General features: G+C 72.2%; 18 protein-coding genes and 1 pseudogene. 18 read left to right on the forward strand and 1 reads right to left on the reverse strand.

Annotated elements, in window-relative coordinates; translation table 11 throughout:
* Positions 1 to 10 precede the first annotated feature (10 nt).
* The 11 genes and pseudogenes from lepB (ACZ514_RS09425) to ACZ514_RS09475 all read left to right on the forward strand — a co-directional run bounded on the left by lepB (ACZ514_RS09425) (position 11) and on the right by ACZ514_RS09475 (position 9,476).
* Positions 11 to 772, forward strand: coding sequence for a signal peptidase I (lepB, locus tag ACZ514_RS09425; protein ID WP_469124438.1), 762 nt, complete (start codon positions 11 to 13; stop codon positions 770 to 772).
* Positions 765 to 1,895, forward strand: a pseudogene (gene lepB, locus ACZ514_RS09430) (signal peptidase I). Before lepB (ACZ514_RS09425) ends, lepB (ACZ514_RS09430) begins: the two are co-directional and overlap by 8 nt.
* Complete coding sequence (gene lepB, locus ACZ514_RS09435) at positions 1,855 to 2,763, forward strand: signal peptidase I (RefSeq protein WP_468166666.1); 909 nt, start codon at positions 1,855 to 1,857, stop codon at positions 2,761 to 2,763. Before lepB (ACZ514_RS09430) ends, lepB (ACZ514_RS09435) begins: the two are co-directional and overlap by 41 nt.
* Before the next feature lie 43 nt (positions 2,764 to 2,806).
* Positions 2,807 to 3,565 carry a signal peptidase I gene (gene lepB / locus ACZ514_RS09440; RefSeq protein ID WP_469124439.1) on the forward strand — a complete coding sequence of 253 codons (759 nt, stop codon included), beginning with the start codon at positions 2,807 to 2,809 and terminating at the stop codon, positions 3,563 to 3,565.
* A complete protein-coding gene (locus tag ACZ514_RS09445) occupies positions 3,555 to 4,058 on the forward strand; it encodes an NUDIX hydrolase (protein ID WP_468166670.1) in 504 nt (167 codons plus the stop codon). Before lepB (ACZ514_RS09440) ends, ACZ514_RS09445 begins: the two co-directional genes overlap by 11 nt.
* Positions 4,059 to 4,113: 55 nt before the next feature.
* Positions 4,114 to 4,434, forward strand: coding sequence for a DUF2469 domain-containing protein (locus ACZ514_RS09450; protein WP_267032412.1), 321 nt, complete (start codon positions 4,114 to 4,116; stop codon positions 4,432 to 4,434).
* 116 nt (positions 4,435 to 4,550) lie between these two features.
* A complete protein-coding gene (locus ACZ514_RS09455) occupies positions 4,551 to 4,922 on the forward strand; it encodes a YraN family protein (protein ID WP_467891088.1) in 372 nt (123 codons plus the stop codon).
* Entirely contained in the window at positions 4,922 to 6,544 is a 1,623-nt protein-coding gene (locus ACZ514_RS09460) for a YifB family Mg chelatase-like AAA ATPase (protein ID WP_469124440.1), read from the forward strand. The genes ACZ514_RS09455 and ACZ514_RS09460 overlap by 1 nt, the downstream gene beginning before the upstream one ends.
* The gene (gene dprA / locus ACZ514_RS09465; RefSeq protein ID WP_469124441.1) at positions 6,541 to 7,719 is read left to right on the forward strand and encodes a DNA-processing protein DprA; all 1,179 of its coding nucleotides are present in this window, start codon (positions 6,541 to 6,543) and stop codon (positions 7,717 to 7,719) included. Before ACZ514_RS09460 ends, dprA begins: the two co-directional genes overlap by 4 nt.
* Before the next feature lie 209 nt (positions 7,720 to 7,928).
* Entirely contained in the window at positions 7,929 to 8,765 is an 837-nt protein-coding gene (gene whiG, locus ACZ514_RS09470) for an RNA polymerase sigma factor WhiG (RefSeq protein ID WP_468166676.1), read from the forward strand.
* Positions 8,766 to 8,846: 81 nt separating this feature from the next.
* Positions 8,847 to 9,476, forward strand: coding sequence for a TetR/AcrR family transcriptional regulator (locus tag ACZ514_RS09475; RefSeq protein ID WP_469124486.1), 630 nt, complete (start codon positions 8,847 to 8,849; stop codon positions 9,474 to 9,476).
* Here the strand turns inward: ACZ514_RS09475 and ACZ514_RS09480 are convergent.
* Positions 9,401 to 9,964, reverse strand: coding sequence for a M23 family metallopeptidase (locus ACZ514_RS09480; RefSeq protein ID WP_469124442.1), 564 nt, complete (start codon positions 9,962 to 9,964; stop codon positions 9,401 to 9,403). The genes ACZ514_RS09475 and ACZ514_RS09480 overlap by 76 nt on opposite strands.
* A gap of 249 nt (positions 9,965 to 10,213) precedes the next feature.
* Here ACZ514_RS09480 and rpsB point away from each other — a divergent pair, with 249 nt between their 5' ends.
* The 7 genes from rpsB (at position 10,214) to ACZ514_RS09515 (ending at position 17,392) form a co-directional block, all read left to right on the forward strand.
* Positions 10,214 to 11,092: a 30S ribosomal protein S2 gene (gene rpsB / locus ACZ514_RS09485; RefSeq protein WP_468166680.1), complete on the forward strand. Its 879-nt coding sequence runs from the start codon at positions 10,214 to 10,216 to the stop codon at positions 11,090 to 11,092.
* Positions 11,093 to 11,226: 134 nt separating this feature from the next.
* The gene (gene tsf / locus ACZ514_RS09490; protein WP_468166682.1) at positions 11,227 to 12,063 is read left to right on the forward strand and encodes a translation elongation factor Ts; all 837 of its coding nucleotides are present in this window, start codon (positions 11,227 to 11,229) and stop codon (positions 12,061 to 12,063) included.
* 162 nt (positions 12,064 to 12,225) lie between these two features.
* Positions 12,226 to 13,005 carry a UMP kinase gene (gene pyrH / locus ACZ514_RS09495; protein WP_388941988.1) on the forward strand — a complete coding sequence of 260 codons (780 nt, stop codon included), beginning with the start codon at positions 12,226 to 12,228 and terminating at the stop codon, positions 13,003 to 13,005.
* Between the two features lie 94 nt (positions 13,006 to 13,099).
* Entirely contained in the window at positions 13,100 to 13,657 is a 558-nt protein-coding gene (gene frr / locus ACZ514_RS09500) for a ribosome recycling factor (RefSeq protein ID WP_243630638.1), read from the forward strand.
* On the forward strand, positions 13,657 to 14,733 hold the full coding sequence (locus ACZ514_RS09505; protein WP_467891070.1) for a phosphatidate cytidylyltransferase: 1,077 nt from the start codon (positions 13,657 to 13,659) through the stop codon (positions 14,731 to 14,733). Before frr ends, ACZ514_RS09505 begins: the two co-directional genes overlap by 1 nt.
* 169 nt (positions 14,734 to 14,902) lie before the next feature.
* Positions 14,903 to 16,018, forward strand: a complete 1,116-nt coding sequence (rlmN, locus tag ACZ514_RS09510) for a dual-specificity RNA methyltransferase RlmN (protein ID WP_388941981.1) — start codon at positions 14,903 to 14,905, stop codon at positions 16,016 to 16,018.
* Between the two features lie 276 nt (positions 16,019 to 16,294).
* The gene (locus ACZ514_RS09515) at positions 16,295 to 17,392 is read left to right on the forward strand and encodes a thiamine ABC transporter substrate-binding protein (protein ID WP_468166684.1); all 1,098 of its coding nucleotides are present in this window, start codon (positions 16,295 to 16,297) and stop codon (positions 17,390 to 17,392) included.
* Positions 17,393 to 17,416 lie beyond the last annotated feature (24 nt).

Here is a 17,416-nt window from a genome sequence, read left to right on the forward strand (position 1 = left end):
CTCGCACCCGATGGACACCGAAGCAGAGCTCACACAGCGCGGCCACTCCTCTCCCGAACAGGGGGAGGGGCGGCCGCGTTCTGCTTTTTCCGGTTCCGGTTCCGGTTCCGATTCCGGGGCCGGCTCCCGTTCCTGGCGCCGGGCCGGGCTCCTCGGCGCGCTGTGCGCCCTCTTCCTGCTGCTCTTCGCCAACTTCGTGGTCCAGCCCTTCCAGATCCCGAGCCGTTCCATGGAGCCGACCCTGGAGGTGGGCGACCGGGTCCTGGTCAACAAACTGGCGTACCGTTTCGGCGCCGTGCCCCGGCGGGGGGACGTGGTGGTCTTCGACGGCGCCGGGTCCTTCGTACGGGAACCCGCGGGCGGGAACCCGGTCGGTGACGCCGTGCGCGGGGCCTTCTCGGCGCTCGGGCTCGTGGAGCCCTCGGACACCGACTTCGTGAAGCGGGTCGTGGGCGTCGGCGGGGACGACGTGGTGTGCTGCGACGGGGCGGGCCGGATCCAGGTCAACGGCGTACCGGTGGAAGAGCCGTACCTGTATCCCGGGGACGCGGCCTCGAAGGTGCCGTTCCGGATCGTCGTCCCCCTGGGGACCCTGTGGGTCATGGGCGACCACCGTTCCCAGTCCCGGGACTCCCGGGACCACCTGGGCGAGCCCGGCGGCGGGATGGTGCCGGTGGAGAAGGTGATCGGGCGGGCCGACTGGATCGGCTGGCCCGTGTCGCGCTGGGGCTCGGTGCCGGATGCGCGGACCGGGGACGGCCCACATGGGTAGCCGGGGCCGCCCGAGGGGCGGACGCCGGCCCGGGCCGGACCGGGAACCCGAGCCCGAGCGGCCGCGGCGCGGATCCGGGCCGGGGCAGGAGCCGTCGCACGCGCGGGAGGCGTCGGGGAGCCCCGTGCCGGCGGCACCGGGACCGGGACCGGCACCGGCACCGGCGTCCGGCGCCGACGGAGCCGGTCCCGGAGAGCCCGGCGGGCGCGCCGAGCGGCGACGGCTGGCGCGCAGGGTGCGCCGGCGCAGGCGTACGCGCCGGGTGGGCGAGCTGCCGCTGCTGGTGGCGGTCGCGCTGTGCATCGCCCTGGTCCTCAAGACCTTCCTGGTGCAGGCGTTCTTCATCCCGTCCGGCTCGATGGAGCAGACGATCCGGATCGGCGACCGCGTGCTGGTGGACAAGCTCACGCCCTGGTTCGGGTCGGAGGTCCGGCGGGGCGACGTCGTCGTGTTCAAGGACCCGGGAGGCTGGCTCAAGGGCGAGGCCGCGAGGCCCGCTCCGGACCCCGCGGGCGTCAGGCAGATCAAGCAGGCGCTCACCTTCATCGGCCTGCTGCCCTCGGCGGACGAGCAGGACCTGATCAAGCGGGTCATCGGCGTCGGCGGGGACACCGTCAAGTGCTGCGACGGCCGGGGCCGGGTGACCGTCAACGGAGCGCCGCTCGATGAGCCTTACGTGTCACCCGGCAACGCTCCTTCCGAGATCCGGTTCGAGGTGCGCGTGCCGGCCGGGCGGCTCTTCGTGATGGGCGATCACCGCGCGAATTCGGCCGATTCCCGCTACCACCTCGACGAGGCCTTCGAGGGCACCATCGACGAGAAGGGCGTGGTCGGGCAGGCGGTCGTGATCGCCTGGCCCTTCGGCCACTGGCGCGGACTCGACCAGCCGGCGACCTTCCTGTCGGTGCCGGATCCCGTCCGCGGCGGCCGGCGGCGCGGGCCCGGTCGGCGCCGCCGGGGCACGCCGTTCGCATAGTGTGGCCCTGGTCTCCCGCGCCTTAGGGAACTCCCGCTCGTTAGGGGAGGGGAGGGCCCGCGTCTGATCCCGGAGCGGGCGGCGGTTTTCCGAGTGAGGAGTGGATGTGGGGGATGTGGCGGTAGGCGCACGATCCGGACGCGATGAAGGTGAGGAGCGGCCGGACGACGCCGTCGGGCACGAGACCGCGGAGGAGGACGCCGAGGCGGGCAGGCCGCAGCGTTCCTTCTGGAAGGAGCTCCCGCTCCTCATCGGTATCGCCCTGCTGCTGGCCCTGCTGATCAAGACCTTCCTGGTGCAGGCGTTCTCGATCCCGTCCGACTCGATGCAGAACACCCTGCAGCGCGGTGACCGGGTACTGGTGGACAAGCTGACCCCGTGGTTCGGCTCGGAGCCCGAGCGCGGCGAGGTCGTGGTCTTCCACGACCCCGCGAACTGGCTGGCCGGGGAGCCCACCCCGGAGCCCAACATCGCGCAGCAGATCCTCAGCAAGATCGGCCTGATGCCGTCCGCCGACGAGAAGGACCTGATCAAGCGGACCATCGCCATCGGCGGGGACACGGTGGAGTGCAAGAAGGGGGGACCGGTCGTCGTCAACGGCAAGGCGCTCGACGAGCCGTACATCTTCCCCGGCAACTCGGCCTGTGACGACTTCCCGTTCGGCCCGATCACGGTGCCCAAGGGCAAGATCTGGGTGATGGGCGACCACCGCCAGAACTCCCAGGACTCCCGCTACCACCAGCAGGACTCCACCCAGGGCTTCGTCCCGGTCAAGGACGTCGTCGGCCGGGCCGTGGTCGTGGCGTGGCCGGTCACCCGCTGGTCCACGCTCCCCGTCCCGGACACCTTCGACCAGCCGGGCATCGGCAAGCAGCCCCCGGCGCCGCTGCACTCGCCGCAGGCGAGCGGGCTGGGCCCGGCCGGGGTCGCGCCGGCCGCCCTGGGCCTCGCGGGGGCCGTCCCCGTCGTCCTGTGGCGCCGGCGGAGGCTGACCAAGGGGCGTACCGCCCGGTAGGGTGCCGCCCAGGTGGACGATCTCCGAGGCAGGGGGCGCTGCAATGGGCGGAACGCAGGCAATACGCACGCGCAGGGATGGCCACGGAAACCTCGGCAACACGTTGTCGGGGATCGCCGTGGCCATCGGTTTCGTGCTCTTCCTCGGCGGCTTCGGCTGGGGGGCGCTGGTGTACCAGCCGTACACGGTGCCGACGGACTCGATGGTGCCGACCGTACGGCCGGGCGACCGGGTGCTGGCCCAGCGGATCGACGGCGCCGAGGTGCGGCGCGGTGACGTCGTCGTCTTCACCGACACCGTGTGGAGCAGTTCCCCCATGGTCAAGCGGGTCGTGGCCGTCGGCGGCGACACCGTCGCCTGCTGCGGCCAGGGCGGCCGGGTGACCCTGAACGGCGTGCCGCTGGACGAGCCCTACGTGGACCGGGAGGGCGACGGGGCCGCGGCCGCGGGGACGACCTCCTTCGAGGTGAAGGTGCCCGAGGGCAACCTCTTCCTGATGGGTGACCGGCGCGGCGGGTCGCTGGACTCCCGGGCGCACCTCCAGGAGGCCGGCCAGGGGACGGTGCCCCGCTCGGCGGTCCGGGGCCGGGTCGACGCCGTGGCGTGGCCGTCCATGACGATGCTGGAGCGGCCCCGGACCTTCGCCGCCCTGCCCGGCGGGACCTCGGCCTCCGGACCGCTGCGGCTCCAGGTGACCGCGGCGCTGGCCGGTGCGGCCCTGGTGCTGCTGGGCGCCGCCTACGGGCCGCTCGCGCGGCTCATGGGGCGCGGGCGCGGGCGGGCGGGCTCCCGTGGCCGCTGAGCCGTCCGGGACGCCCCCGCGGAAGGTCTCCCGGGTGATCCTGCTCGACCCCGAGGACCGGATCCTGCTGCTGCACGGCTTCGAACCGGACGACCCCGCCGACGACTGGTGGTTCACCCCGGGCGGCGGCCTGGAGGGCGACGAGACCCGCGAGCAGGCGGCGCTGCGGGAACTCGCCGAGGAGACCGGGATCACAGAGGTGGAACTGGGGCCGGTGCTGTGGCACCGGTACTGCGCCTTCCCCTTCGACGGGAGGCGCTGGGAGCAGGACGAGTGGTACTTCCTGGCGCGTACCGCCCAGACCGCCACCGAGATGGGCGGTCTCACGGAGCTGGAGCGGCGCAGCGTCGCGGGAGCCAGGTGGTGGACCTCCGAGGAACTCCTCGCGGCCCGTGAGACGGTGTACCCGACCAGACTGGCCGAGCTGCTCCGGACGCTGCTCGACGACGGTCCTCCGGGCGCTCCGGTGGTCCTCGCCCCGGAAATCGTTTAGGGGCGTACGGCCCTGGCGCACAATAGGGGGACGCACGGCTGAAGGGGAACATGCCATGAGTGCCGAGGACCTCGAGAAGTACGAGACCGAGATGGAGCTGAAGCTCTATCGGGAGTACCGCGACGTCGTCGGGCTGTTCAAGTACGTGATCGAGACCGAGCGACGTTTCTACCTGACCAACGACTACGAGATGCAGGTGCACTCGGTCCAGGGCGAGGTGTTCTTCGAGGTCTCCATGGCCGACGCGTGGGTCTGGGACATGTACCGTCCGGCCCGGTTCGTCAAGCAGGTCCGCGTGCTGACCTTCAAGGACGTGAACATCGAGGAGCTGAACAAGAGCGACCTCGAACTGCCGGGCGGTGACCTCCCCGGCTGATCCACGGGCCGGTTCACCCCCGCGGGTGAGCCGGATATCCACAACGCCCGGGTTGTCCACCAAGATCCACGCCGTGGGCCGGGACGCGGGACCGTCGGTGCCGGAGGTGGTGCCGGATGGACGCGAAGAGCGTGGCACAGCGGGCATTGGGGCGGTACGGCGAGGAGCTCGCCGCGCGGAGGCTGACCGAGTCCGGGATGACGGTGATCGCCAGGAACTGGCGGTGCCGGGCCGGGGAGATCGACATCGTCGCCCGCGACGGGGACGCGCTCGTCGTGTGCGAGGTCAAGACGCGCCGCGCGGGCGGCTTCGAACACCCCATGGCCGCCGTCCGGGCCGGCAAGGCGGAGCGGCTGCGCCGGCTCGCCGGGCGCTGGCTCGCCGACCACGGGGGGCCGCCGCCGGGCGGCGTGCGGATCGACCTGGTCGGAGTCCTGCTGCCGCGGCGCGGGGCGCCCGTGGTGGAGCACGTCAGGGGGGCGGCCTGATGGGGTTCGCGCGGGCCTGCTCCGTGGCGCTGGTGGGCGTCGAGGGCGTACTCGTGGAGGTACAGGCCGATCTGGAGCCCGGGGTGGCCGCCTTCACCCTGGTGGGGCTGCCCGACAAGACCCTGGTGGAGAGCCGCGACCGGGTACGGGCGGCGGTGGTGAACTCCGGCGCCCCCTGGCCGCAGAAGAAGCTCACGGTCGGACTCAGCCCGGCGTCCGTGCCGAAGGCCGGCGCCCACTTCGACCTGGCCGTCGCCGCGGCCGTGCTGGGCGCCGCCGAGGTCGTCGACCCCGCGAAGATCGCCGACCTCGTGCTCATCGGGGAACTGGGTCTCGACGGCCGGGTGCGCCCCGTCCGGGGGATCCTGCCCGCCGTGCTCGCGGCCGCCGAGGCCGGGTACCGGCAGGTGGTGGTGCCGCACCAGTGCGCGGCCGAGGCCGCCCTCGTCCCGGACGTGTCGGTGCTGGGCGTGCGCAGCCTGCGGCAGCTGATCGCGGTGCTGACCGGCGGGGAGGTGCCCGAGGAGGAGCCGCCCCGGGACGCCGGGCGCCCGGATCCGATGCTCGCCGGGCTGGTCGTTCCCGGCGCGGGGCTCGGGACGGGCCTCTCGGGCCGGGGTGACGCCGCGGACTTCCCGGACCTCGCCGACGTCGCCGGGCAGCACGGCGCCCGCCGGGCCCTGGAGGTGGCGGCCTCCGGGGGCCACCACCTCTTCCTCAGCGGACCTCCGGGCGCGGGCAAGACGATGCTCGCCGAGCGGCTGCCCTGGCTCCTGCCGCCGCTCACCCGACGGGACTCCCTGGAGGTGACGGCGGTCCACTCGGTCGCGGGAATCCTGCCGCCCGGCGAACCGCTCGTCGGCAGGGCCCCGTACTGCGCCCCCCACCACTCCGCCACCATGCAGTCGCTGGTCGGCGGCGGAGCCGGGATCCCCCGGCCGGGAGCGGTCTCCCTGGCGCACAAGGGGGTTCTCTTCCTGGACGAGGCCGCGGAGTTCAGCGGGAAGGTGCTGGACGCCCTGCGGCAGCCCCTCGAAGCCGGGCACGTGGTCATCGCCAGGGCCGCCGGAGTGGTACGGCTCCCCGCCCGCTTCCTCATGGTCCTCGCGGCCAACCCCTGCCCCTGCGGCCGGCACACCCTGAACGGGTCCGGCTGCGAATGCCCCGCCTCGGTGATCCGGCGCTACCAGGCCCGGCTGTCCGGGCCGCTGCTCGACCGGGTCGACCTGCGGGTCGAGGTCGAGCCGGTCACCCGCTCCGACCTGCTGGGCCGCGGCGGGCGCGGCGAGGCGACCGCCGCCGTCGCCGACCGCGTCCGCGAGGCCCGCGAGCGGGCCGCCGCCCGGCTCGCCGACACCCCGTGGCGGCTCAACTCGGAGGTGCCCGGGCACGAGCTGCGCACCCGGTGGCCCGCCGGCCCGGGCGCCCTGGCGCTGGCCGAGCGCGACATGGAGCGGGGACTGCTCACCGCGCGGGGGCTGGACCGGGTGCTGCGGGTCGCCTGGACCGTCGCCGACCTGCGGGGCCGCGACCGCCCCGACGCCCTGGACGCGGCCGTCGCGCTGGAGCTGCGCACCGGGATCGCCCGGGGGGCGGCCCAGGCCGTGGGGGCGGGGCCGTGACCGCCGCCGGGTACGAACCGGAGCACCTGGCCAGGGCCGCGCTGACCCGGGTGCTGGAGCCGGGGGACGATCACGGCGGCCGCTGGATCCGGGAACTCGGGGCCGTCGGACTGATACGGCTCCTGACCGGCCCGGAGCCGGAGTCCGGGGCGCTGACCGGGGTGGGGCCCGAGCGGCTGGCCGGATACCGCAGGAGGGCCGCCGCCGCGGAGCCCCTGCGGGATCTGGAGAGCGCCGCCGGGTCGGGCTGCCGGTTCGTCTGCCCCGGCTCGGCGGAGTGGCCGACCCAGCTGGACGACCTCGGTGACGCCCGGCCCGTCGGGCTGTGGCTGCGGGGCCGGCCCCACCTGCGGACCTGGGCGCTGCGGTCGGTCGCCGTGGTCGGGGCCCGGGCGTGTACCCCGTACGGGGCCCACATGGCGCAGAGCCTGGCCGCCGGGCTCGCCGAGCGCGGCTGGGTGGTCGTCTCCGGGGCGGCGTACGGGATCGACGGCGCCGCCCACCGGGGGGCCCTCGCCTCGGGTGGCGCCACGGCGGCGGTCCTGGCCTGCGGGGTGGACGTGGCCTACCCGCGCGGCCACGCCGGGCTCCTGGGCCGGATCAGCGGCCAGGGGCTGGTGCTGGGCGAGCTGCCGCCCGGGACCCACCCGACACCGAGCCGGTTCGTCCTGCGCAACCGGGTCATCGCGGCCCTCACCCGGGGGACGGTGGTCGTGGAGGCCGCCCACCGCAGCGGCTCCCTGGTCACCGCCCGCCGCGCTCAGGAGCTGGGCCGCCTCACCATGGGCGTTCCCGGAGCCGCCACCAGTGGCCTCTCGGCCGGTGTGCACGAGCTGCTGCGCGGCGAGGCGGTGCTCGTCACCGACGCCGACGAGATCGTCGAACTGGTCGGCGAGATGGGTGAGCTGGCTCCCGCGCGCCGTGGTCCGGTCCTCGCCCGGGACCTGTTGGAGCCCGGCGCCGCCCGGGTCCTCGAAGCGCTCCCGGCGGGCCGTCCGGCGGGCCTGGATGAGATCGCCCTCGCCGCGGCCACGGGCACCGATGAAGTCATCGGCAGACTGTACGAACTTCACTCTCTGGGGTTCGTCGAACGGCAGGGCGACGGCTGGCGGTTGACCCCGCGGACGTCGCGAGAGGGGGTGCATTCCGGAGCCGACCGGCGAGGCGGTCGTTGACCTGGGGCGTTCCGGTGAAAGAGTGACGGCGATGACAGACGCGGTCCTCCCGGTGGCACTCGCCGGGACCGTGCGCGAGGCGCCGGTCCCGGGCCGCCCGCGCGAGGACGGACGCCCTTGCGCCCCTGCGCCATCCCGTACTCTTCGCGCACCGCGACACTTCCGTCACGCTACGCTCCCAAGGAATCCCGCTCCGGCAAAGGCGAAGCATGCCCCAGCACACCTCAGGGTCCGACCGCGCCGCGGTTCCCCCCGCTGCCCGTCGCAGCGTGCGGTCCACCGCGCCCTCGTCCCTGGAGGTGCTCTGGCGCTCATACAAGGACTCGGGCGACGAACGGCTGCGGGAACAGCTGATCCTGCACTACTCGCCGCTGGTCAAGTACGTGGCGGGCCGGGTCAGCGTGGGCCTGCCGCCCAATGTGGAGCAGGCCGACTTCGTCTCCTCCGGGGTCTTCGGCCTGATCGACGCGATCGAGAAGTTCGACATCGAGCGGTCCATCAAGTTCGAGACGTACGCCATCACCCGGATCCGCGGCGCGATGATCGACGAGCTGCGCGCGCTGGACTGGATCCCGCGCTCCGTGCGGCAGAAGGCGCGGGCGGTGGAACGCGCCTACGCGACGCTGGAGGCCCAGCTGCGCCGCACCCCCACGGAGGGTGAGGTCGCGGGGGAGATGGGCATCGCGGTGGAGGAACTCCACACGGTCTTCAGCCAGTTGTCCCTGGCCAACGTGGTCGCCCTGGAGGAGCTGCTGCACGTGGGCGGGGAGGGCGGCGACCGCCTCTCCCTGATGGACACCCTGGAGGACACCGCCGCCGACAACCCAGTCGAGGTGGCCGAGGACCGGGAGTTGCGCCGCCTGCTCGCGCGGGCCATCAACACCCTCCCGGAGCGGGAGAAGACCGTGGTGACCCTCTACTACTACGAGGGCCTGACCCTCGCCGAGATCGGGAACGTCCTGGGCGTCACCGAGAGCCGGGTCAGCCAGATCCACACGAAGTCCGTGCTCCAGCTGCGCGCCAAGCTCGCCGACGTCGGCCGCTGAGCCGCGGCGTCCGGATCGCGGCGGACAGCCCTTGCGGGACCTCCGTACAGTGGTGACGTGCCCAGGATTCGAGCGGCCTCCGTGGCCGAGCACCGGTCGATGCAGCGCGGCGCCCTGTTGGACGCCGCCCGTGCCCTGTTGTCCGAAGGCGGGACGGAAGCCCTGACCTTCCCCGCCCTCGCGGAGCGCACCGGACTCGCCCGGTCCTCCGTGTACGAGTACTTCCGGTCGCGCGCGGCCGTCGTCGAAGAGCTGTGCGCGGTGGACTTCCCCGTGTGGGCGGCCGAGATCGAGGCGGCGATGGAGCGGGAGCCCACTCCGGAAGCGAAGATCGAGGCGTACGTGCGCACCCAGCTGGGGCTGGTGGGGGACCGCCGCCACCGCGCGGTGGTCGCCATTTCCGCCGGCGAGCTGGACGCCGGCGCGCGGGAGAAGATCCGCGCCGCGCACGGCGGCCTGGTGGCGATGATCGTCGAGGCCCTGGACGCCCTCGGGCTGGCGGAGCCCCGCCTGTCCGCGATGCTGCTCCAGGGCGTCGTGGACGCCGCGGCCCGCCGCATCGAGCTCGGCGCCGCCGAGGACCCGGCCGTGATCACGGAGACGGCCGTCGCGATGGCGCTGAGGGGCGTCGTCGGTCAGGGAGCGCCCGGGGCGGCGGCCGGCAGCAGCCGGGGCGTGGGCGGCGGGAGCAGCGTCAGCGGGTCGAGGTAGGAGTTCTCGCCCGTGAGGAGTCCCCAGTGCAGGCAGGGGCCCGGGCAGTGCGACCCCTCCGTCAGCACGGCCACCACCTGGCCCGCCGCGACGGCCTCCCCCTCCGCGACCAGCGGCCGCACCGGCTCGTACGTCGTCCGCAGGCCGCCCGGGAGGGTGAGCGAGAGCACTCCGCGCCCCGCGACCCGCCCCGCGTAGTGCACCCGCCCGGCGCCCACGGCCCGGACCCGCGCACCGGCCGGCGCCGCCAGGTCCACCCCGCGGTGCCCGGCCGCGTACGGGGTCGGCGGCGGATCCCACCAGCGCGTCACGGACAGCGGCGCGGGCAGGGGGCGCACTCGCGCCGCCCCGCGCAGGCCCGCCGCCCCGTGCGCCGGTGCGCCGGGCGCCGCGGACGCGGGACCGGGGGCGGCCGGCACGACGGCGGCCGGCGGCGCGGGCAGCGTCCGGGGCAGGGTCAGGAGCAGGATGAGCAGCAGTTTCGTCATGCCCCGCAGGATCCCGCGCGGGCCGCCCGGCGGGTCCGCGCCTGTGGACGGCCGTCGCGGTGTGGACAACGGCGTCACCCGGCATACCGCCGGGTCCCGTACACTTCTTGTGGCGATCCGGGTCACCGGGTCGACTTCGCACGCCCCAGCGCCGACCGGTTCCGGTCAGGTGAGAGCGTCTCTCGGTCCCTCCAGGGGCAGGGCGCGGCGGGGCGTCAGGAACCAAACCGAGAAACCAAGGAGATGGCCATGGCCGTCGTAACGATGCGGGAGCTGCTGGAGAGCGGCGTCCACTTCGGTCACCAGACCCGTCGCTGGAACCCGAAGATGAAGCGCTTCATCTTCACCGAGCGCAACGGCATCTACATCATCGACCTGCTCCAGTCGCTGTCGTACATCGACCGCGCCTACGAGTTCGTGAAGGAGACCGTCGCGCACGGTGGCTCCATCATGTTCGTCGGTACGAAGAAGCAGGCGCAGGAGGCCATCGCCGAGCAGGCGACCCGCGTCGGCATGCCGTACGTCAACCAGCGCTGGCTGGGTGGCATGCTCACCAACTTCTCCACCGTCTACAAGCGCCTCCAGCGTCTGAAGGAGCTTGAGGCGATCGACTTCGAGGACGTCGCCGCCTCGGGTCTCACCAAGAAGGAGCTCCTGGTCCTCTCCCGCGAGAAGGCCAAGCTGGAGAAGACCCTCGGTGGTATCCGCGAGATGTCGAAGGTTCCCAGCGCCGTCTGGATCGTCGACACCAAGAAGGAGCACATCGCCGTCGGTGAGGCGCGCAAGCTGCACATCCCGGTCGTCGCGATCCTCGACACCAACTGTGACCCCGACGAGGTCGACTACAAGATCCCGGGCAACGACGACGCGATCCGCTCCGTCACCCTGCTCACCCGCGTGATCGCCGACGCCGTCGCCGAGGGCCTCATCGCCCGTTCCGGCGCCGCGACCGGTGACTCGAAGCCGGGCGAGAAGGCCGCCGCCGAGCCCCTCGCCGAGTGGGAGCGCGACCTGCTCGAGGGCGAGAAGAAGGCTGACGCCGAGGCCCCCGCGGCCGAGGCCCCGGCTGCCGAGGCCACCGAGGCCGAGGCTCCGGCCGCCGAGGCTCCGGCCGCCGAGCAGGCCTGACCCCCTGAGAGTGCCCGGCGTTCATCCGCCGGGCATTCGCAGCACGGACGATGACGGCGGGGGAGCCGCGCCACGAGCGCGCTCCTCCGCTGTTCACCCGTAGATCTACGACTTCGAGAGAGAATCACAGACTCATGGCGAACTACACCGCCGCTGACGTCAAGAAGCTCCGCGAGCTCACCGGCGCCGGCATGCTGGACTGCAAGAACGCGCTCGTCGAGGCCGACGGCGACGTCACCAAGGCCAACGAGATCCTGCGCGTCAAGGGCCTGAAGGGTGTCGCCAAGCGCGAGGGCCGTTCCGCCGAGAACGGTGCCGTCACCTCCCTGATCGCCGAGGACGCCACCTCCGGCGTGCTCCTCGAGCTCAAGTGCGAGACCGACTTCGTGGCCAAGAGCCCGAAGTTCCTGGCCGTCGCCGACCAGCTCGCCGCCCACGTGGCCGAGACCAAGCCCAAGGACATCGAGGCGCTGCTGGCGTCCGAGATCGAGGCCGGCAAGACCGTCCAGGCGTTCGTGGACGAGGCCAACGCCAACCTCGGCGAGAAGATCGTCCTGGACCGCTTCGCGCAGTACGAGGGCGCTTTCGTCGCCGCCTACATGCACCGCACCATGCCCGACCTGCCCCCGCAGATCGGTGTCCTGGTCGAGCTGGACAAGGCCGACGCCGAGCTGGCCAAGGGCATCGCCCAGCACATCGCCGCCTTCGCGCCGAAGTACCTGACCGCCGAGGACGTTCCGGCCGAGGTCGTCGAGTCCGAGCGTCGCGTCGCCGAAGAGGTCACCCGCGCCGAGGGCAAGCCCGAGGCCGCGATCGCCAAGATCGTCGAGGGTCGCGTCAACGGCTTCTTCAAGGACGTCACGCTCCTGGGCCAGCCGTACGCGCTGGACAACAAGAAGTCCGTCCAGAAGGTTCTGGACGAGGCCGGTGTCACCCTGAAGCGCTTCACCCGCATCAAGGTCGGCATCTGAGTCCGTCCGTACGCGACGGACACCGGACCCCTATAGGGTCTGAAGCAGTCGTCCGTGCCCGCGCAGGACGACCGCAGATCTGACGAGGAGGCCATTGCCCCAGAGGGAACCGCGAGGACCCACCGGCAATGGCCTTCTTCGTATGTGCACGAGGAGATCTCCATGAATCAGGGCGTGGACCCCCACACCGCATCCGACGACAAGAGCGACCACGAGAAGAAGGGTCGCCGCTTCATGCTGAAGCTGTCCGGCGAAGCCTTCTCCGGCGGCGGCGGACTGGGTGTCGACCCCGACGTCGTGCACGCCATCGCCCGCGAGATCGCGGCCGTCGTCCGCGACGGCGCCGAGATCGCGATCGTGATCGGCGGCGGCAACTTCTTCCGCGGCGCCGAGCTCCAGCAGCGCGGCATGGACCGGGCCCGGTCCGACTACATGGGCATGCTCGGCACCGTCATGAACTGCCTCGCCCTCCAGGACTTCCTGGAGAAGGAGGGCATCGACAGCCGCGTCCAGACCGCCATCACCATGGGCCAGGTCGCGGAGCCGTACATCCCGCTCCGCGCCGTGCGCCACCTGGAGAAGGGCCGCGTCGTCATCTTCGGCGCCGGCATGGGCATGCCCTACTTCTCCACCGACACCACGGCCGCCCAGCGTGCCCTGGAGATCGACGCCGAGGCCCTCCTCATGGGCAAGAACGGCGTCGACGGGGTCTACGACTCCGACCCGAAGACCAACCCGGACGCCGTGAAGTTCGACGCGCTGGAGTACAGCGAGGTGCTGTCCCGGGACCTCAAGGTCGCCGACGCCACGGCCATCACGCTGTGCCGCGACAACCGGCTGCCGATCCTGGTCTTCGAGCTGCTCGCCGAGGGCAATATCGCCCGCGCCGTCAAGGGTGAGAAGATCGGCACGCTCGTGAGCGACCAGGGCACCCGGGTCTGAGCACACCGAGCCGGGCCCGCAGGGGCCCGGTCCGGGCGGCCCGGACCGCCCGCGCCCGCCTGAACCATCCATATCTGACATGCAGGAGCACGTGGTGATCGAAGAAATCCTCCTCGAGGCCGAGGAGAAGATGGAGAAGGCCGTCGTCGTCGCCAAGGAAGACTTCGCCGCGATTCGCACGGGCCGTGCGCACCCGGCGATGTTCAACAAGATCGTGGCGGACTACTACGGTGCCATCACGCCCATCAACCAGCTCGCCTCCTTCGCCGTGCCCGAGCCGCGCATGGCGATCGTGACGCCGTTCGACGCCTCGGCGCTGCGCAACATCGAGCAGGCGATCCGCGACTCCGACCTCGGTGTCAACCCGAGCAACGACGGCCGCATCATCCGGGTGACCTTCCCGGAGCTGACGCAGGACCGCCGCAAGGAGTACATCAAGGTCGCCAAGAACAAGGCCGAGGACTCCAAGGTCTCCATCCGCTCCGTGCGCCGCAAGGCCAAGGACGCCCTCGACAAGCTGGTCAAGGACAAGGAGGCCGGCGAGGACGAGGTGCGCCGCGCCGAGAAGGAGCTCGACGACACCACCGCGAAGTACGTCGCGCAGGTGGACGAGCTGCTCAAGCACAAGGAAGCCGAGCTCCTCGAGGTCTGATGAACGACTCTCCCTGGGCCGCGGAGCCGGTTCCGGCGGGTCCCGCATACGATGCGCTGGTGGGCCCGCACACTGCGCCCATGCCCATCGTGCCCGATGCCGCCGGCCGTGCCTTCGACGACCGGGACGCACGCGATCGGGGGGCCGCCTTCGCCGGCGGCCCCCCGTTCCGCGCCGAGACGCCGTTGCAGGAGCCCATGCCCAGCCCCCCGCCTCCGCCCCCGCAGGCCCCGCAGGACGCCTCGCCCCCGCCGCCGAAGAAGCGCGCGGGGCGGGATCTGCGTGCCGCCATAGGGGTCGGCGTCGGCCTCGGCGCGGTGATCTTCGCTTCGCTGTTCATCGTCAAGGCCGTCTTCGTCGGCGTCATCGTCGTCGCGATCGTGGTCGGCCTGTGGGAGCTCACCTCCCGGCTCCAGGAGAAGAAGGGCATCAAGGCCCCGCTGGTCCCGCTCGCGGTCGGCGGAGCGGCGATGATCATCGCCGGATACGTGCGCGGGGCGGAGGGCGCGTGGGTGGCCATGGCCCTCACCGCGCTGGCCGTCCTCGTGTGGCGGATGACCGAGCCGCCCGAGGACTACCTCCGGGACGTCACCGCGGGCGTCTTCGCGGCGTTCTACGTGCCCTTCCTGGCCACGTTCGTCGCGATGCTGCTGACCCCCGACGACGGTCCGCAGCGCGTGGTGACCTTCCTGGTCCTGACCGTGGTCAGCGACACCGGGGCCTACGCCGTGGGCTGGCGCTTCGGCAAGACCAAGCTCGCCCCGCGCATCAGCCCCGGCAAGACCCGCGAGGGGCTCTTCGGAGCCGTCGCCTTCGCGATGGCGGCCGGCGCCCTGTGCATGGAGTTCCTGATCGACGGGGGTGCCTGGTGGCAGGGCCTGCTGCTCGGCCTCGCGGTCGCGGTCAGCGCCACCCTGGGCGACCTCGGCGAGTCCATGATCAAGCGTGACCTGGGCATCAAGGACATGGGCACGCTGCTCCCGGGCCACGGCGGCATCATGGACCGGCTCGACTCGCTGCTGCCGACGGCCCCCGTGGTCTGGCTGCTGCTGGCGGCGTTCGTCGGCACCGGCTGAGCGGCCGCCCCGGGGCCGTGGGCGGACCACCGGCTGACGGGTCCGGGCCGGGTTATCCTGGAGGGCGCGCCGTGTTCACGCGGCGCGCCCTTTCCGTCCGGCGGCCGAGCCGCGGACCGGCCCTGCACGCGCGGGGTGACCCCCACCCCGTCGTACTGAGGAGTACCGCATGGCCCCCCGTCCCGCTCCGGGTGAGCTCACCTTCGTCGCCCCTCGCGGGGTCAAGAAGCCGCCCCGCCACCTCGCCGACCTGACCCCGGCCGAGCGCCGGGAGGCGGTGGCCGCGATCGGCGAGAAGCCCTTCCGGGCCAAGCAGCTCTCCCAGCACTACTTCGCCCGCTACGCGCACGACCCGGCCGAGTGGACCGACATCCCCGCGGCTTCGCGCGAGAAGCTCCAGCAGGAGCTGCTCCCCGAGCTCATGAACGTCGTGCGGCACATCAGCTGCGACGACGACACCACCCGCAAGACCCTGTGGAAGCTGCACGACGGCACGCTGGTCGAGTCCGTGCTGATGCGCTACCCGGACCGGGTGACGATGTGCATCTCCTCGCAGGCCGGCTGCGGCATGAACTGCCCGTTCTGCGCCACCGGCCAGGCGGGCCTGGACCGCAACCTCTCCACCGCCGAGATCGTGCACCAGATCGTCGACGGGATGCGCGCCCTGCGTGACGGCGAGGTCCCCGGCGGCCCCGCCCGCCTGTCCAACATCGTCTTCATGGGCATGGGCGAGCCGCTCGCCAACTACAAGCGCGTCGTCGGCGCCATCCGCCGCCTCACCGACCCCGAGCCCGACGGCCTCGGCCTGTCGCAGCGCGGCATCACCGTCTCCACCGTCGGCCTGGTCCCGGCCATGCTCCGCTTCGCCGACGAGGGCTTCAAGTGCCGCCTCGCGGTCTCCCTGCACGCCCCGGACGACGAGCTGCGCGACACCCTCGTCCCCGTGAACACCCGCTGGAAGGTCCGCGAGGTCCTCGACGCGGCCTGGGAGTACGCCGAGAAGTCCGGCCGCCGCATCTCCATCGAGTACGCCCTGATCCGCGACATCAACGACCAGGCCTGGCGCGGCGACCTGCTCGGCCGCCTGCTCAAGGGCAAGCGCGTCCACGTCAACCTGATCCCGCTGAACCCGACGCCGGGCTCCAAGTGGACCGCCTCGCGCCCCGAGGACGAGAAGGCCTTCGTCGAGGCCATCGCCCGCCACGGCGTGCCCGTGACCGTCCGGGACACCCGCGGCCAGGAGATCGACGGCGCCTGCGGCCAGCTCGCGGCCTCGGAACGATAGATTCCGGCTGCGTCCCGGCTGCGATCCGGACAGGAGCGTGCCCGAATCGGCCACGGGGTACCCTGTGGCCGAACCAATTGCATATTCCGACAGGGGAGCGCCACAGCGCTGAGAGTGCGGTATCCGTCATCCGCAGACCCTCTGAACCTCGCCCCGGTCATTCGGGGTAGGAAGTTCGGTCACCACTCAAGCTGTTGCGCCCTGCCCGGCGACCGCTCGCGAGGAGCGCCGGGCGGGGCCGCGTCTTCTCCTGGTCATCCCAGGAGGAATACACCAGTGAGCACCACCAGGAAGATCGCGGGCACGGCGCTCGCGGCGGCGCTCGGCGTCACCACCCTCGGCGCCTGCGGCGGCGGCGAGGCCAAGGACTCGTCCGCGGCGACCGGCGGCCCCGGGTCCAAGACGGTCACGCTCGTCTCCCACGACTCCTTCAACGTGACCGACACGGTCCTCAAGGAGTTCGAGCAGCAGAGCGGCTACACCGTCAAGGTCCTGAAGTCCGGCGACGCCGGCGCGGCCCTCAACCAGGAGATCCTCACCAAGGGATCCCCGCGCGGCGACGTCTTCTTCGGCGTCGACAACACCCTGCTCTCGCGGGCCCTCGACAACGGCATCTTCACCCCGTACGCGGCCAAGGGCCTGGACACGGTGAAGCCCGAGTTCGTCCTCGACCAGCAGCACCGGGTCACCCCGGTCGACTCCGGCGACATCTGCGTCAACTACGACAAGGCCTACTTCGCCGACAAGAAGATCGCCCCGCCGCAGACGCTGGACGACCTGCTCAAGCCGGAGTACAAGAACCTGCTCGTCACCGAGAACGCCGCGACCTCCTCGCCCGGCCTCGGCTTCCTCCTCGCCTCCGTCGGCAAGTACGGAGAGGAAGGCTGGAAGGACTACTGGAGCAAGCTCAAGGCCAACGGCGTCGAGGTCGTCGACGGCTGGGAGCAGGCCTACAACGAGCGCTTCTCCGGCTCCGCCGGCGGCAAGAAGGCCAAGGGCGACCGGCCGCTGGTCGTCTCCTACGCCTCCAGCCCTCCGGTCGAGGTCCTCTACGGCGAGCCGCAGCCGGCCGACGCCCCCACGGGCGTGGCCACGGGCACGTGCTTCCGCCAGGTCGAGTTCGCGGGCCTGCTGAAGGGCGCGAAGAACGAGGAGGGCGGCAAGGCGCTCATCGACTTCCTGGTCTCCAGGAAGTTCCAGGAGGACATGCCGCTCCAGATGTTCGTGAACCCGGTCGTCAAGGACGCGAAGCTGCCGGAGCTGTTCACGAAGCACGGCGTGGTGGTCGAGAAGCCGGAGAACGTCGCTCCGGAGACCATCGCGAAGAACCGTGAGCAGTGGGTCAAGACGTGGTCCTCGCTCGTCGTGAAGTAGAGCGCCTTCCCGCGGAGGGCGGGC

The sequence above is a fragment of the Streptomyces sp. NPDC034086 genome (assembly GCF_055575515.1).